The organism is Shewanella sp. 10N.286.51.B7, from assembly GCF_002873615.1.
In the GTDB taxonomy this organism is placed as follows: Bacteria; Pseudomonadota; Gammaproteobacteria; order Enterobacterales; family Shewanellaceae; genus Shewanella; species Shewanella electrodiphila.
On record NZ_MCUF01000076.1, the window covers coordinates 1 to 17,204 of the forward strand.

At 40.8% G+C, this 17,204-nt stretch carries 8 protein-coding genes and 4 tRNA genes; 8 read left to right on the plus strand and 4 right to left on the minus strand.

Translation table 11 applies throughout. The features are described from left to right. The 7 genes from BCU84_RS18550 to BCU84_RS18580 form a co-directional block, all read left to right on the plus strand. Nucleotides 1-5,164, plus strand: a 5,164-nt coding sequence (locus BCU84_RS18550; RefSeq protein ID WP_133146660.1) for an Ig-like domain-containing protein, incomplete at its 5' end; no start/stop codon positions are given. Nucleotides 5,165-5,253: 89 nt separating this feature from the next. Next, nucleotides 5,254-7,428: a type I secretion system permease/ATPase gene (locus tag BCU84_RS18555; protein WP_102529543.1), complete on the plus strand. Its 2,175-nt coding sequence runs from the start codon at nucleotides 5,254-5,256 to the stop codon at nucleotides 7,426-7,428. Continuing rightward, the gene (locus BCU84_RS18560) at nucleotides 7,428-8,810 is read left to right on the plus strand and encodes an HlyD family type I secretion periplasmic adaptor subunit (RefSeq protein WP_102529544.1); all 1,383 of its coding nucleotides are present in this window, start codon (nucleotides 7,428-7,430) and stop codon (nucleotides 8,808-8,810) included. Before BCU84_RS18555 ends, BCU84_RS18560 begins: the two co-directional genes overlap by 1 nt. 76 nt (nucleotides 8,811-8,886) lie before the next feature. Further along, nucleotides 8,887-10,257, plus strand: a complete 1,371-nt coding sequence (locus BCU84_RS18565) for a TolC family outer membrane protein (RefSeq protein WP_277868766.1) — start codon at nucleotides 8,887-8,889, stop codon at nucleotides 10,255-10,257. Continuing rightward, nucleotides 10,257-10,853 (plus strand): OmpA family protein, encoded by a 597-nt coding sequence (locus tag BCU84_RS18570; protein WP_102529546.1) that lies wholly within the window; start codon nucleotides 10,257-10,259, stop codon nucleotides 10,851-10,853. The genes BCU84_RS18565 and BCU84_RS18570 overlap by 1 nt, the downstream gene beginning before the upstream one ends. A gap of 83 nt (nucleotides 10,854-10,936) precedes the next feature. Next, nucleotides 10,937-11,590, plus strand: coding sequence for a transglutaminase-like cysteine peptidase (locus BCU84_RS18575; RefSeq protein ID WP_241906488.1), 654 nt, complete (start codon nucleotides 10,937-10,939; stop codon nucleotides 11,588-11,590). A gap of 8 nt (nucleotides 11,591-11,598) precedes the next feature. Further along, nucleotides 11,599-13,521: an EAL domain-containing protein gene (locus BCU84_RS18580; protein WP_102529548.1), complete on the plus strand. Its 1,923-nt coding sequence runs from the start codon at nucleotides 11,599-11,601 to the stop codon at nucleotides 13,519-13,521. A 212-nt stretch (nucleotides 13,522-13,733) separates the two neighbouring features. Here the strand turns inward: BCU84_RS18580 and BCU84_RS18585 are convergent. The 4 genes from BCU84_RS18585 to BCU84_RS18600 form a co-directional block, all read right to left on the minus strand. Further along, a tRNA-Pro gene (locus BCU84_RS18585) sits at nucleotides 13,734-13,810 on the minus strand. A 161-nt stretch (nucleotides 13,811-13,971) separates the two neighbouring features. Beyond that, nucleotides 13,972-14,048 (minus strand) — tRNA-Pro (locus tag BCU84_RS18590). Nucleotides 14,049-14,078: 30 nt separating this feature from the next. Next, nucleotides 14,079-14,154, minus strand: a tRNA-His gene (locus BCU84_RS18595). Between the two features lie 35 nt (nucleotides 14,155-14,189). Continuing rightward, nucleotides 14,190-14,266, minus strand: a tRNA-Arg gene (locus BCU84_RS18600). A 207-nt stretch (nucleotides 14,267-14,473) separates the two neighbouring features. On the opposite strand from BCU84_RS18600, the gene BCU84_RS18605 reads away from it, so the two are divergent. Further along, nucleotides 14,474-17,122 (plus strand): diguanylate cyclase, encoded by a 2,649-nt coding sequence (locus BCU84_RS18605; protein WP_102529549.1) that lies wholly within the window; start codon nucleotides 14,474-14,476, stop codon nucleotides 17,120-17,122. Nucleotides 17,123-17,204 lie beyond the last annotated feature (82 nt).

Below are 17,204 nucleotides of genomic sequence, written 5' to 3' on the forward strand. Positions count from 1 at the left end.
GACAGCCGACATTTCAGGTACCACTACTGATGTCGCGCCAAACAGCACAGTCACCCTAACCCTGACCGATAGCGCTGGCACAGTGCAAGTCATCACTGGCGTGACCGTTGATGCCAATGGCGATTACAGCATTGATGGCGTAGATATTTCAGGCTTAGTTGATGGCGACATTACCGTTGATGCCTCAGCAGAAGATAGGAATGGTAATACCGTTGTAGCTGATGCCATCGACAATCTGGATGCCACTGCGCCGACATTAGATATTACTATTGCCGACGCAAGTTTAGAGTTTGGCGAGAGCACTCTCGTTACATTTACATTTAGCGAAAAAGTCACAAACTTTAACCTAACGGACGATATCATTGTTAACGGAGGCACATTAAGTGGACTTGTGAGTAACGATGGCGGTGAAACTTGGACTGCTACATTTACGCCAACTGATGGTTACAGTGGTTCAGCGAGCATCACTGTTAATGATGATACCTATACCGATTTATCAGGAAATCTCGGTTCAGGAGATAGTGAATCACTTACTATTGCTGACAACACTGTTGATGCTGTTGATGATGTTGTAGGTACTATATTCTCTACTGCTGCAGACTCAGCTAACAATTGGATTAGCCCAGTAAACGCAGATGGTGAGGCTGACTTTGTAATTAGCGCAAGAAATGCTGATGGTACTACGGGTGTTCTAACTTACAACGAAGGAACAAATCAACTTGGTGTTGATGGCTCTCCAAGAGCTTCAGGACAAATTGCAGATCAAATTGAGTACGATTCTGCTACTGGCACTTCAGAAGCCATTGTCATCGACTTTAATGGCTTAGTTAATGAAGCTACATTTACCGTATCTAAAATGTTTGCTGACGAAAATAGTGGCGAGCAAGGTACTTGGTATGCTTATTACAATGGTCAACTCGTCGCCTCCGAGACATTTACAACAACAGAGGGCACTACCGGTACCTTTACTATCAATACCGGAAACATAGTCTTTGATCAGTTAGTTTTTGAAGCCGCACCTACAATCAGTGAAGAAAATGGTGGTTCTCCATTGGCTGACTCTTCTGATTATTATCTTGATTCCGTCACGGTTACAGGTCCAGCGCTAGTTGATGCATTTGTGGTTCAAGAAGATCAAACTTTAACTATTACCGATATTGCTGAAGGTTTATTAGCTAATGATACCGATGCGCAAGGTCATAGTTTCAATATCAGTCATATCAATGGAACAACATTCACACCAGGACAAGCGGTCACATTAACCAGTGGCGCAATCGTCACAATTAATGCTAACGGTACTTATACTTATGACGTAAATGGTGCTTTTGACTCCTTAACTGCAGGTGAATTGGATACAGATACTTTCACTTACACTATTACAGACCAATATGGTGCTGTAGATACTGCTACTGTCACTATAAATATTGTTGGTGTCAATAATGCGCCAGAGCCTGTTACTGACAATTTTGCCATAATTGAAAATGAGCTTTTAACATTCACAACCGACGATCTGATTAACAATGATAACGATGCTGAAAATGATACTTTGACCGTCAGTGGTTTTGCTCCTGATGCATCAGATACAAGTATGATTGATGCAAACGAGGGTGGCGCCTCATTCACAACCGCATTAGGCGGCACTATCACCATCAATGCAGATGGCACTTATAGCTACCAAGCGCCTAGCTTAGTTCATAACGCCGGTGATGTAATCGTTGATACGTTCTACTATCAAGTCACTGACGGTACAGGCAATTCAAGCTGGACAGCCATCACTATTGATGTAACAGATACTGCGCCAACCGCTGTAGACGATCTAGATAGTATTGGTTTTGGTGGAACTGCTTATGGCAATGTAATAACAGGAGCTGGAACTGATGGTTCTGGCGTCGATACTATCGGAGCTGATGCTACTACGGTTAAGAGCGTGTCATTTGATAATACTACCTACTCCAATTTTGATTCTGATGGCAATCTTACAATCGTGACCGACAAGGGTATTTTGATTGTCAATCAAGACGGCAGTTATACCTATGAGTCGACTCAAACAGATACTATTGCAGAAAGTTTTGATTACAACGACCTACTCAATAGTAACGGTATTTCATTAAGTGGCATCAATGATGTTAACAGCCTAGATTTAACCAATTTAGACGCACCTGGTACAAATATTGGTAGCAATGGAAGTCGTTTGGGCGTTGGTGGTAATGTAATCAATAACTCAGAAGCTATGATTATTGATTTAGGTACTGACGACAACTTTACTGAAGCGACGATTGGATTGAATGGGGTCAATGGTTCTGACGTAGCGACTTGGACAGCCTATGCTGCGGATGGTACTACCGTGGTGGCAACAGGAAGCACGACTAACAATAGTATCAACATTATTAGTAATACAGCATTCCAGTATATTGTCTTAACCGCTGGCAATGGCAGTTATGGCTTAAACAGCTTAACTGCGACATCTGTCGGAGATGGCGTATTAAGTTCAGAAGACTTTAATTACATTCTTGAAGATATTGATGGAGACACTTCTGAAGCGACATTAACCGTCAACCAGGATTCAACCCCTATAGCTGACACTGACAGTCAAACTGTGTCAGAAGCTGGACTGGTTGAAGGTACAGAGGAAGGCAGCAATTCCCATATTGCTACGGGTAACTTATTAGATAATGACTCAGGAGTTAGTGCTTCAACTTCAATCACATCTATAGACGGTCAAAGTGCGACTAACGGTATCATTACTATTAATACCGCCAATGGCACGTTAACGGTTTATACCGAAGATGGTGCAGGTATACGTGCAGGTGACTACCAGTACGAACTCACGAACACTAATAACACAAGTACTGATTTACTCGAAAGCTTTAACTATATTATCGAAAATAGCAGTGGTGATTCGAGTAATGCTAACCTTGATATAACCATTGTCGATGATATGCCAATTGCCAATGATGTGACACAAAATCTACAAACGATATCAGCACCTATAGCAACCAATTTAACCTTCGTACTCGATGTGTCTGGCAGTATGGATGGCAATGCAGGTAATGGTAAAACTTACCTTGAAACAGCCGTAGAATCGTTAACTGCACTGATTAATGAAGTAGATAAAACCGGTAACGTAAATATACAAATCATCACATATTCAAGTGGTACGGCTAATTCAGGTTGGTTACTCGATGATATTGATGGTGCGATTAATTACTTAAACAGTTTAGTCGCAGGTGGTGGTACTAACTATGCAGCTGCAATTAATACTGTAATGAATAGCGGGGATATACCCACTGGCTCAGATCAAGATTTTGTCTACTTTATTTCTGATGGCGTACCAACTGGTGGTCAATCAGTAGACGCAGATTTACAAAGTGAATGGCAAACTTACGTTCAAGATAATTATGATATTTCTTTTGGTATCGGTATCGGAGATGCTGTCTTAGATGCCTTACTACCGATTTCTTTCCCTGAAGTTGACGGAAATGAAGAATATGCCATTGTCGTAGACGACGCAGATGACCTTACCAGTACCATTTTAAACTACTTCGATAACAGTACGATTGTAGGTGATTTGGGGCTGCTTGCAGGCAATAGTACAACTGGTGTATTAATTGGTGCAGATGGTGGCCGTGTTGATACTGTCATAATAGACGGTGTGACGTATACCTATGACCCAGCAAATCCTGAGCAAATATTAACGACTGACTTTGGTGGAATATTTACCATTAACTTTGAAACGGGTGAGTACAACTATTTCATTGAAGTTAACAAGAACATTATCAACGAACAGGAAACGATAGAAGTTCAAGTTGTTGATAATGACGGTGATACTGGGTCATTATCATTAATAATCGAACTTGATTACTATGCGGGTCTTGATGCCAACGTTAATAACATCATTACTAACCAAGCTGATGGCTCAACACTCAATATTGATGCTGCTTACTTAACTCACGGTGATGCGACACCTGATTCAGCAGCGATTACCTCTGTTGACGGTGGCGCGACTTTAGCTAACGGCGTTGTAACGCTTGATAACGCTAATGATGGTGATTCGTTCAACTACACCCTTGAAGGTAATGGTGCGTCAGATAGTGCTGAAGTCACTGTTGACTACCAAACATCTACCACGCTTACTGGTACTCATGAAAACGATATAATTATAGGTAAGTCTACTCAGAGTGGAACGCAAGCAATTGTTAATGCTACAGTAAAATCAGGTAACACCTATAATGCTACCAACCAATTTGGCTTTGAAGTTGCGGCGCTTGCAGCAGGCTTATCTGTCACTCAAATTCAAATTGATTTACGAGCTGGGACAGATGGCAATGCTACCTTCGATATTAGTGACACGACAATAGCTGTAGGTAGTGACTCTGTTGGTATTACAGATTCTGCAAGTGACATTTTTGCAGCTATGACATCTGACAATTCAGTATTAACCATGAACTTTACTGATGGTGACTTTAGCTCTGGAGACTCTTTCTGGTTTGCCTTTGACACAGATAGTCTAGGTAATGATGTCGGTAGCGACTTAGCGGCACAATTTGTCACCTTCACCATAACCCTAAGCGATGGAAGCAGCCAAACTGCAACCTATGTTGATGATGGACAAAGTGGATCTTCAGGTCAGGTCTATTTTTCTGACAGTGTTCTAGATGGCGGTGCTGGTGATGACGTCTTAATTGCTGGCGATGGTAATGACTTACTCATTGGCGGTGAAGGTGATGACCTATTAATCGGTGGTTTAGGAGATGATTTACTCATCGGTGGCGACGGTAACGATACCTATACCTGGTTAGCAAGTGAAATGGGTAATGACGTTATAGAAGGTTTTGATATCAATTCTGATACGTTAGATTTGAGTGATTTATTGCAAGGTGAAAATACCGATAACCTCTCTGATTTCTTAAGTCTTTCATTTGCAGACGGTAATACCACTATTTCAATAGATGCAGACAACGATAATGTTGTGGATCAAGTCATTGTATTGAATGGGGTTGATTTATCTGATGCTAATAATTATTCCACAACCGATGACGGCGTAATAATTAACGGTCTGCTTGATGATGGTGCGCTCATTGTCGACACCGAACCAGCCGTCTCAGCCCAGAGTTCGGCTTTTGACCCGTTAGATAACGCCCCAGATGGTAATATTATTCCTTAAATACAACACTTTGTTGACGCTACGTAGTAATATGTAAGCGTCAATCAAAGAGATTGTTAATAATTATAAATATGAAGGATCTATATTAGGTGCCAGCAACTGCATCAAACAATCAAGAACAGTGGACGATTTCAGCGTCTCAACGTACCACTGTGGATCCATTACTTGATTGTTTAGTCTTAATGACAGAACATTTTGGTTCTCCATGCTCAAGTGATTCACTTGCGGCAGGCTTACCATTGACCAGTTCCGTCATCACACCAGAGTTGCTGCCACAAGCTGCAGCTCGAGGCGGTTTGTCGGCAAAATTAACCCGCAAAGATCTTAATCAAATCTCTAATATCTTGATGCCATGCATTCTGTTATTAAAGGATAAAAAAGCCTGTATTTTACGCAGCATTGATATTGATGCCGATAAAGCGGTTATTCAGTTACCTGAAACGGGTGGACAAGAATCGTTAACAATAGAAGAGTTAGAAACGCTCTATGTTGGCTACCTATTTTTAGTGAAGCAAGAATTTCGCGGTGATAATAGTTTTGATGTACATATCCATGACAATAAAACTCATTGGTTACTGCAAAGTATTAAAGATTCAGCACCTATTTATCGCGATGCTTTAATTGCTTCTGTATTGGTCAATTTATTTGCATTGGTTTCACCGCTATTTATCATGAATGTCTATGATAAAGTTGTACCAAATTTAGCCTTTGAATCGCTATGGGTTTTAGCTATTGGTGCAAGTATTGCCTATTTATTCGACCTCATTTTACGTCAATTACGTAGCTATCTAATTGATGTTGCAGGCAAGAAAGTCGATATAATCGTCTCATCGAAACTCTTTGCTAAAGCTATTGGTATCCCATTATCTAAGCGTTCGCCCAGTGTCGGTGGCATGGCTCGACAACTGAGTGAATTTGATAGTATTCGAGAAATATTAACGTCTGCGACTATCACAACACTAGTTGACCTCCCTTTTGCGCTCTTATTCGTCACAATTATCTATATTGTCGCGGGTGACTTAGCGATTATTCCTATTATTGCTGGCATCATCATCATCGGATTTACCCTTTATATCCAACCACGCTTAAAAGCCGCCATCGAAGAAAGCAATCGTTTTTCTAGCCTTAAACATGGCCATCTAATTGAAAGCCTTACCGCACTAGAGTCAATTAAAGCCAATGGTGCTGAAGGGTTAGTTCAAAAGAGTTGGCAACAAATGATCGGTCATACCGCTAACTGGCAACTAAAGTCGAAAAAACTCTCAAATGCAGTCAGTAATGTGGCGAATTTTGTGGTGCAGTTCACCGTGGTTTGCGTGGTGATTTTAGGTGTATATCGCGTTGCAGAAAATGAAATTTCGATGGGTGGGATTATCGCTGCGGTGATGCTTTCTAGCCGTGCAATATCGCCGATGGCGCAACTTGCTGGTCTCATTACTCGCGGAAACCAAACAGCCAGCTCACTTCGCCAACTTGATGAAGTGATGAATCAAGAAGAAGAATTTGAGAATAAAGGCCACTTAGTCAGCAAACAACGTCTACACGGTAAAATTGATGCTGATAACGTCGCCTTTAGCTTCCCTGAAGCTGAAAAGCCAGTTCTGCACCCACTATCAATACACATTAAACCAGGTGAACGAGTTGCCATCATTGGTAGAAATGGTTCAGGTAAAAGTACCTTAGCAAAGCTATTAGTGAGTTTATACAAGCCAACACAAGGTAGCCTTCGCTATGACGGCTTAGACACTGGGCAAATACACCCTAGTGATTTACGTAAGAACTTTGGCTACTTGCCACAAGATGTGACTCTGTTTCATGGCTCGATCAAAGATAATATTCTTTTTGGTACTCGCCAAGTCACTGAACACCAATTAATTAGAGCTGTACAGTTATCAGGTGTGAGTATGTTCACCAATCTTGAGGCTGAAGGATTGGATCAACAAGTGGGTGAAGGTGGTTTAGCATTAAGCCGCGGGCAGCGACAAACGGTCGCATTAGCCAGAGCAACGCTAAATGATCCGCCTATATTACTAATGGATGAGCCTACTGCCAGCCTGGATGCTCGCGCTGAAAAACAATTTATTCGCTCGATGGAGCATGTAAGTAAAGATAGAACGCTATTACTCATAACCCATAAAATGCACCTATTACGTTTAGTTGACCGTATTATTGTTTTGGATAAAGGTCATGTTGTTGCTGACGGACCTAAAGATAGTGTCCTTGAAAAGATCAATAATGGGTTATTGGCGGGAGGGCGAACTTAATGTCGAACAAGCTCTCAAGCCATGACTTAGAAATGGTAGATGATGTTTATGGCGCAATTATGACCGATGCACCTAGCGGCCATCGGTTAATCATCTGGTCTCTTACTGCGATGACGATCTGTTTTTTCATCTGGGCTTATTTCTCTGAACTTGATCAAGTCACCTCTGGCATGGGCAAAGTCATCCCATCTTCTCAAGTACAACTTATTGATAGTTTAGATGGCGGTGTACTCCAAGAAATTTATATACAAGAAGGCATGATTGTCACTAAAGGTCAGCCTTTAGTTAAAATTGATGATATTCGCTTTCGTTCTGATTTTGCTCAACAAGAACAAGAAGTCTATAGCCTACAAACCAATGTCATACGCTTGCGATCTGAATTAGACAGTATCGTGATTTCAGATATGACTTCAAACTGGCGTGAGCAGGTAAAAATAACCAAACAACCTTTGATTTTCCCTGATGAAATCATCGAAGGTGAACCTAACTTAGTCAAGAACCAACAAGCAGAATACTCAGGCCGTTTAGACAACCTCAGTAACCAATTAGAAATATTAGTGCGACAAATACAACAGCGACAACAAGAGACAGAAGAGCTGTCATCAAAAATTACGACACTAACTAAAAGCTACCAACTGATTTCACGTGAACTCGAATTGACCAAGCCATTAGCGCAAAAAGGTATTGTACCTGAAGTCGAACTATTAAAATTAGAACGCACGGTAAACGACATTCAAGGCGAGCTAAAGACGTTACGATTACTGCGACCTAAATTAAAAGCGACCATGGATGAAGCGATCCTCAAGCGCCGTGAAGCCGTATTTGTCTATGCGGCAGATTTACGCGCTCAACTTAATGAGATGCAAACAAAATTATCACGTATGAACCAAGCTCAAATCGGTGCATTCGATAAAATTAGTAAATCGATAATAACATCACCAGTAAACGGTACGATTAAAACTCTGCATATGAATACCTTAGGCGGAGTCGTCCAGCCAGGTGAAGAAATCATTGAAATTGTTCCTTCAGAAGATAAATTGCTAATTGAAACTAAAATCACCCCACAGGATATCGCATTTTTGCACCCTGGCCTGCCCGCTATAGTTAAAGTAACTGCTTATGATTTCACGCGTTATGGCGGCCTAAAGGGCACAGTTGAACATATCAGTGCCGATACCAGTCAAGATGAAGAAGGCAACAGTTTTTACACAATTAGAGTAAGAACTGCTGAGTCAAATTTAATAAAAAATGATGGCACAAAGATGCCAATTATTCCGGGAATGCTCACGTCAGTAGATGTCATCACCGGGAAAAGAACTATCCTTGAGTATATATTGAACCCGATTTTACGGGCAAAAGAGACAGCACTTAGAGAGAATTAGCCAAAAAGCCGGGAGGGTTTTTTACATGAGAATCAACATTAACCAATGCAAAAGCTTAAACATAATAGCATTGGCAATGTCAGCAATATTTGTCGCACCCATGCTTAACGCTCAGTCGTTAGAGCAGGCTGTTGCACATACTTTGGATACCAATCCAGAGCTTAGAATAGCGTTTAATCGCTTCAAAGCTCGCGAAGAGCAAGTCAATCAAGCCATTGCTGGTTATATGCCAACTGTAGATTTAACAGGGGCCTATGGATGGGAACAAACTGATAGTCCTTCAACGCGTCGTAAAAGACAACCAGGTAATGAAAACCTAGATGAAGGCGTCATGGAGCTTGAACGAGGAGAAGCTGGTTTTAGTATCAAACAAATGCTGTTTGATGGTTTCTATACCAGTAGTGAAGTCGATCGCTACTCATTCGAAGCAAGCTCAGAGCAGTGGGCTTTATTCGCTGCTGCAGAAGATATTGCACTTGAAGTCAGCAAAGTTTATATGAACTACATAAAAGCAGAACAACTATTAGTTCTGTCTGAAAAAAATCTGAAAAGTCATCAAGATATTTATGCGCAAATTAAAGAACGCACTGACTCTGGTCTTGGTTCAATTGCAGACTTATCTCAGATCTCAGGTCGTTTAGCGCGAGCCAATGCCAATGTAATAGCAGCTAGAAATAACTTATCTGATGCTAAAGCTCAGTATATTCGCATTGTAGAAACAACACCTGACAATTTAGTGACTCCAGTACCTGATATGGACTTACTGCCGCAGAATGTCGCAGAAAGTGTTGTTATGGCACAAGATAATCACCCTATTCTTAAATCTGCTAGTAGCGATATTAAAGCAGCAGATAGAGAGCGTAGTTCGGCACAATCTAACTATTACCCTAAATTCTCATTAGAGCTAAATGGTAATTGGAATAACGATGTCGATGGTGAGGATGGTTATGGTACTGGCACTACATTAGATCCTTACGTCAATGGTTACAGTAATGACCTTGTCGGTATGGTTAGAGTTAAGTACAACTTATTTTCGGGCGGTAAAGATTTAGCTCGAGAAAAGGAAGCCGCTTACAAAATTAACGAAGCAAAAGAAATCCGCCAGCGTGCACATCGCCAAGTTGTCGAAGGTGTACATTTGTCTTGGAATGCTTATGAGATGCTTGCACCCCAAAAGCAATATATTCGAGACCATGTTATCGCTTCAAAAGATACCCAAGTCGCTTACGCGCAGCAGTTTAACTTAGGCCAACGCAGCTTATTAGATCTGCTTGATACTGAAAATGAGTTGTTTCAAGCCCGTAAAGACTACTTACAAACTGAATTCGATGAAACCATTGCTAAATACCGTTTATTGAATGCTACAGGGAGATTACTTGATTCATTAAGAGTTACTCGCCCGGATATTTGGCAAGGGGAACGTGAATATGAAGGGGGAGTAAAATAATGAAATATGTACTTTTACTGCTCACAATATCACTGACTTTTGGTTGCTCGATGCGCGATATTGTTTCAATGGACACACAAACTCAGCAAGAGTTTGATCTTAATGACAATGACAGTGATGGCGTTATCATGGCAAGAGAACGCTGTGTAGAAACCGTCATCGGTGCTGACATAGATAATTATGGCTGTCCTACTGTCAGTGATATTAACGAACGACAAGAACTGCAAATTCTATTTGATAATGACTCTGCTGATATTAATCCACGCTACTATCAGCAGATAGAAAAAGTAGCTCAACTGATGAAAATGTACCCCAATAGCATCGTCGCTATAGAGGGACATTGCAGTAAAACTGGATCCTATGAGCATAACTTAGCATTATCACAAGCTCGGGCTGACAATGTGGTTAGTGTGCTTACAGAAACCTTTGGAATTGAAGCTTCACGCCTAAGTGCCACTGGTTACAGCTATGATAAACCTATTGTTCTCAGTGAAACCCCTGAGGCTAATGAAGCCAATAGAAGAGTCATGGCAGAAGTGACAGGTGATGATACAAAAACCGATATGAAGTGGCATATTTATAGCGTTGATCAATAAAACCTGTCACTAAAAGGAGCTCATTTTTGCAGGGTAAGGGTCGGAAATTCCTGGTCGGAGTAAAACATATCTACCGGTACCCTTTGTTGGCATCGGTATTTATCGTATCAGGTCTTTTTGCAGCAGCCCCTGCACAAATTGATGCTCAAAAAACCATTAGCGCCTTATCGAATCAATATGGTGAACGCGCAGGTAAACGAGCTAAAGCTTGGTTTAAAATCGTTAATGATGCTCAACAACTTGATGATATTACCAAGCTTGAAAAAGTGAACGGCTTTTTTAATTTATTTAAGTTTGTCGATGATAGCGTACTTTGGGGAGAGTCTAATTACTGGGCTTCACCAATGGAGTTTATCGGCGTTAGCGCTGGCGATTGCGAAGATTTTTCTATCGCAAAGTACTTCACCTTGTTACAAGTGGGCATTCCTGAAGAAAAGCTCAGGATAACAATGGTTAAAGCGACCTCAGTTAATCAGTATCATATGGTGTTGGCATACTATGAAACACCAGGTTCAGTGCCTTTAGTATTGGATAACCTTGATCCAGTGATTAAGCCTGCAACTAAAAGAAGCGATTTATTACCTGTTTATAGTTTTAATGGTAAACAGTTATGGCTCAATAAAGAGAAAGGCAGAGGTGTACTCGCGGGTTCCTCCTCACGTCTTGAAAAATGGAATGATTTACAACTTAGGTTGGGTATCGACAGATTGCGTCAACCCAAGCAAAAAATGGAGTAGTGGCCAAGATGACCCTTTTTCGTCAAATCTATGCGTTGCTTTTTGGTTTATTTTTACTCGTCGTAACCAGCTTAGGTTATGTACAGTTTACTGAAACTCAAAGTTTTCTCATCAAGCAAATGGAATCAGACTTAAACAATGCCAGTCACTCGCTAGGCATTATGCTGGTTCCCGCTCTAGAGAATGGTGATGATGTCGCAGCTGAAACTTTAGTCAACGTGATATTTGAGGGGGGTTACTACCAGCAAATCAAACTCACATGGCTCGTCGATGGTAAGCAACAAGCATGGAACAATGCCATTCGAATTGAAGGTGTGCCTCAATGGTTCATCGATTTAAACCTATTTAACACTATCACTAAAGAAAGTGTTATCACTTCAGGCTGGTTACAACTGGCTAAAATTGAAATAACCGCTCACCCAGGGTTTGGCTACCATGAACTTTGGCGCATTATTTCAAATACCATCATTATATTTTCAATTCTTTTTTTACTCGCCATAGTGTGTGCGCGTTTCGGCCTGAGTTATATATTAAAACCACTCAATTCACTGTCTAGACATGCTCAACAAATTGCTAATCGTCAATTTGGCCCTGACATGCCAGCGCCTAAAACCAAAGAGTTAAAAGAACTTGTTAGCGCATTTAACAGCATGTCAGCTCAACTTAAGCAGGTGTTTAATTCATTAGATGAAGAAGTATCGGCATTACGTAAGAAAAACCTCGTAGATCAAGTCTCTGGCCTTCCTAATCGACAATATATGGTCAGTCGAATCAATGGTTGGTTAGCAGAGCCTAGCAGTGGCGCTATTTTCCTCGCTAAATTTGACTGGTTAGAAGAAGTACACAGCAAGTACGGCTATCAAGTTCGTGATGAAACCATCAAACTACTGTCACAAAAACTCGAACATTATTTGGATGAAGTCGCCCCTTCAGTGATTGCCAGAATTGCAGCGTATGAATTTGCATTCTTAATCTCAGATGTTGAACACGATCAACTGACTAAATATCTACAAACCTTACTTAGAACCTTAAACAAGGAAATTTCTAAAGCAGGCTGTAAACCAAATGAAGGTTTTGCGATAGGAGTCGCTGAGCGAAGTGGTCATATGACAGTGAGTGATATTTTAGCTCAAGCAGATAACGCACTACAAAAGTCACTTACCGACAATAAAGTCTTCCACTGGTTTGAAACCACTGAACATCAATTATTTAGCCGTGAACAATGGCGTGATAATTTAACTGATGCTATTCAGAACAAGAAATTCCAATTTAGATGGCAGCCTGTATTGCTTACCGAAAATGAAGAAGTTTGCCAACGAGAAGTATATTGCCAGCTTCAGGTGAACGATAAGCTTCAGCATGCAGGCCAATTTATGCCTTATGTTGAGCTGCTTTCATTAGGCACCTTATTAGATCAATGTTTAATCGAAACCGTCATTGAAAACCGATTGCTTGAGCGAAATTATGAACCGTTAGCCATTAATCTAACCTTCCAAAGTATCAGTGATCCTCATTTCCACTCTTGGTTGCAAAACCTTCTGCGAAATAGCCACTTCCCTGAACGGATATGCTTTGAAATTCCTGAAGCCAGTGTCTATAGTGATTTAGAAAACTGCGAAAGCCTCTGCAATATTATTAGAGATAATGGAGCTAAATTTGGTATTGACCACTTCGGTCGCCAATTTGGTTCTATGAGCTACTTACAAAGCTTAAGACCAAGTTATGTGAAACTCGATCAATCCTTTGCTTATATGGAAGACGATCAGCACAATACTGAACTATGTCGCGCCCTTGCCAATGTCGCTAAGGGGTTAGACATTCAAGTGATTGTCACCGGTATTCAACAACAAACGCAGTTGGATCGTTTTGCATCAATGCGTCTAGATGCCTACCAAGGCTTTATCGCTCCGCCTATCGCAATTACATTTTAACGCGAGAGAATTTAAAGCAAGAGAATAAAAGAAAACCACGCAATTGCGTGGTTTTTTATGGATAAAGAATTTATAGATGAAGAACCCATGCGACAAAGCAATACTTCAGCTCATCCTATGAAATAAAACCAAGTTAACCTTAAGAAATGCAGTAACAAACATTAAATTTCAGACACAAAAAAGCCACTCATTGAGTGGCTTTTTTGTTTATGTGGTCGGTGATAGAGGATTCGAACCTCTGACCCTCTCGTCCCAAACGAGATGCGCTACCGGGCTGCGCTAATCACCGAAAATCTGCTCTGATATTTGAGTCTTAAGAGGAAATCCTCTGCTCCACTCTGAAAGAGTGAGTGAAACGTTATCAAATGACGTTATTCACTGGATGTAACATTTATACGGTAGGCCAATTTGATAGGATCAAAATAAATCACTAATTGGATTACTAAAATTTGGTCGGTGATAGAGGATTCGAACCTCTGACCCTCTCGTCCCAAACGAGATGCGCTACCGGGCTGCGCTAATCACCGAGATATTCTATAAATAGAATGTAGATTGAATGGGGTGACTGATGGGGCTCGAACCCACGACAACCGGAATCACAATCCGGGGCTCTACCAACTGAGCTACAATCACCACTGATTTCAATCTTGCTAACGAACGTTACCGAATGGTGCGCCCAGAAGGATTCGAACCTTCGGCCTTACCCTCCGGAGGGGTACGCTCTATCCAGCTGAGCTATGGGCGCTCGCCTTGGTTAGCGACGCACATAATAGGGATAAATCACCTTCACGTCCACCTTTGTTTATAACTTTTTTGTTCGTTTGCTCAAGTTTTGAGTAAATTGTGATGTTTTTAAGCATTTTTCATTTTAAACTCTTGATAGTTCCCTTTATCGAGGAACTTTCATATACTCAAAGATGGTTATATTTCTCGAAAGGATTGAGGGAGCATTATGGAAAAGGGAAGACTCCCTTCTAATAGTTGTAAAAATATCGAGCACCTTCAAAGAAGGGTATCGAGGCTTAGGCGCTTAGCAACAAAGTATAAACGCGCTGAAATCATTCAAAATGCCTTATTAGAGATTTCCAACATTGCGACCCATGTGGTTTCACTTGATGCTTTTTATCAAGGTGTCCACAATCATCTGCAAAGTTTAATTCCTGCTGATAATTTTTTTATTGCTTCAATAAATCGTGAAACAGGTAACATCACTTTACCTTTTTTTGCCGATGAAAAAGACTCCCACCCTTCTGAACTGTATCCTGATGAGGAATTATCTTCTCTATTAGAGCGCGGGATCACCGGTTATGTCTTAAAAACAGGTGAGCCACTCTTTTGTGATGCCCAGCGATTTGATCAGCTGGTGTCACAAGGTTTCATTGATGACCTCGGCTCTGCTTGTTTGCAGTGGCTTGGGGTACCAATCAAACATAATAATATTGTCTCAGGTGTACTCGTAGTTCAAAGTTACAGTAACGATATTAGTTACGGCGAACTTGAGCTCGAATTGATGGGATTTATTTGTCACCATATTTCTGGGGTGATGGAACGCTTGCGCCATAACGAAGAGCTTGAAATCGCCATTGTTCAGCGCACCAAAGAACTGAGCAAAGCGTACGATAAAGTGAAGCTCGAAGTTCAAGAAAGAATGAAAGCGGAAAAGTTACAAAAGTCGTTATTCCAAATAGCCGACCTTTCAGCATCAGATGTCAGTGAAGCTGACTTTTACCCCAAAATCCATCAAGTCATTAGCCAATTACTTCCGGCAGAGAACTGCTTTATCTCACTCGTGCATAAAGCCTCACAAACCTTGTCTTTTCCTTTTTATGTCTCGCAAATGAGTAGTGAGCCGCCAAAGCCTAGGGCGATGCAAGATGGTTTAACCGAATTTATTTTAAAACACAAACAACCCAAACTTCTTAGCCAACAAGATATTCAAGACATGATCCATGCGGGTGAGATCTATGGCACCAATCCAGCGCTAAACCATACTCAAACCATGAAACAATGGATTGGTATTCCATTATTTATCCATGGCGAGGTTGCTGGCGGCTTAACTATTTACAGCCTGACAGATCAGAACTCTTATGCAGCAAGAGATTTAGAACTGCTGACATTTGTCTCTCAACATATTGCCAATGCCATTGAACGTAAATTCGCTGTTGAACAATTAAAACGTAGCCATGAATTATTAGAAGATAAAGTAGAAAAACGCACCAAGGCCATCGCTGAAATGAATGACAATTTACAACGTCAAATCATGCAGCGAAAAAAAATGGAAGCGCAACTGGTATACGATGCTAAACACGATAACTTAACTGGTTTACCTAATCGTAGCTTCTTTATGGAACGATTAACTCAAGCCATCAAACATATACGTCGCCACCCAAAAGAACAGTTTGCCTTACTCTTTATTGATTTAGATGGGTTTAAGCAAATCAATGACACTCTAGGCCATTTAGAAGGCGACAGGTTCTTAATCGAAACCTCTACGCGCCTTAAGTTATGTATTCGCGAAAACGATACCTTAGCGCGTCTCGGTGGCGATGAATTTGTCATTCTATTAGATTCAATCCACCAGCATAAAGATGCAGAAGATGTCTGCGAGCGAATATTAGAGACCATTTCAGAACCATACACTTTAGCGCAGCAGCAAGTGATTTCAGGTGCCAGTATTGGGGTTGCATTCAGTTGTGTGGCTTCATCAGATACTAGCGAATCTATCTTAAGAAATGCAGATACGGCAATGTATCAAGCAAAATCAAAAGGCAAAGGTTGTTACGTGATATTTGATAGACAAACTGAATATCATTTCAATCAACGCATTGAATTAGAGCAAGATTTTTTAAATGCCATAGAACAAAATGACATTGTGGTTGAATTAACCCCTGTAGTGTCTTTTGATGACAAAGAGATCATAGCTTATGAGCCTATTAGTTATTGGCAGCATCCTTCTCAAGGCATAATCGATAACGAGCAACTCACTTCACTTGCTAACCAAACTCAAACCATGACGATGTTAGATGATTATATTTTTAAGTATATCGATGAACATTATCAGGCTCTCGCCAATGGTCTAGGTGACAAAATACAAATACATATGCCGCTTTCAAGTCAGCATATTAAGCATAAATATGGACTGCGCAGCTTACGGAATACCATCAAGCGCAGCAAAATTTGTGCATCTAAACTGTGGGTGTTTTTTAACGAGAAAGCCTTTGTTCAAGACAGCACCAACCATATTAGCGCCTTCGAATCACTATCAGAACTTGGTATCAATATTGGCATTAATGGCTACGGCACCGGATATAGCTCATTAAGTAGTTTGAGCTTCTTACCAATTAAAGCCTTAAAACTCGATGCCGATATCAGCCAACACTTAGTCAACGATAAGCAATTGCAGCTAGCAAAAGCCTACCAGCTGATTGCAACAACATTGGGCTTTAAGATTTTTGCAGAAGGTGTAGACACTCAAAAGCAAAAACAGATATTAGAAGAGTTAGGTTACATTCAGGGTCAAGGTCAGGTATTTTCACTGGTAAACTTAGTGTTAACTCAACATAGCGAAGGGGTCGATATCGCTGAGTTAACCCAAGCTTAATGCATTGCGTTGCTTGCTAAGCTGATTGAGCCAAGACTCATTTTTTAACCAATAGCACAACTCATAAGCCATAAGCCATAAG

What these genes read in the sequence shown, in the direction of transcription:
- BCU84_RS18560 (WP_102529544.1), top strand. Translation starts at nt 7,428, where the DNA reads ATGTCGAACAAGCTCTCAAGCCATGACTTAGAAATGGTAGATGATGTT.
- BCU84_RS18565 (WP_277868766.1), top strand. Translation starts at nt 8,887, where the DNA reads ATGTCAGCAATATTTGTCGCACCCATGCTTAACGCTCAGTCGTTAGAG.
- BCU84_RS18570 (WP_102529546.1), top strand. Translation starts at nt 10,257, where the DNA reads ATGAAATATGTACTTTTACTGCTCACAATATCACTGACTTTTGGTTGC.
- BCU84_RS18580 (WP_102529548.1), top strand. Translation starts at nt 11,599, where the DNA reads ATGACCCTTTTTCGTCAAATCTATGCGTTGCTTTTTGGTTTATTTTTA.
- BCU84_RS18605 (WP_102529549.1), top strand. Translation starts at nt 14,474, where the DNA reads ATGGAAAAGGGAAGACTCCCTTCTAATAGTTGTAAAAATATCGAGCAC.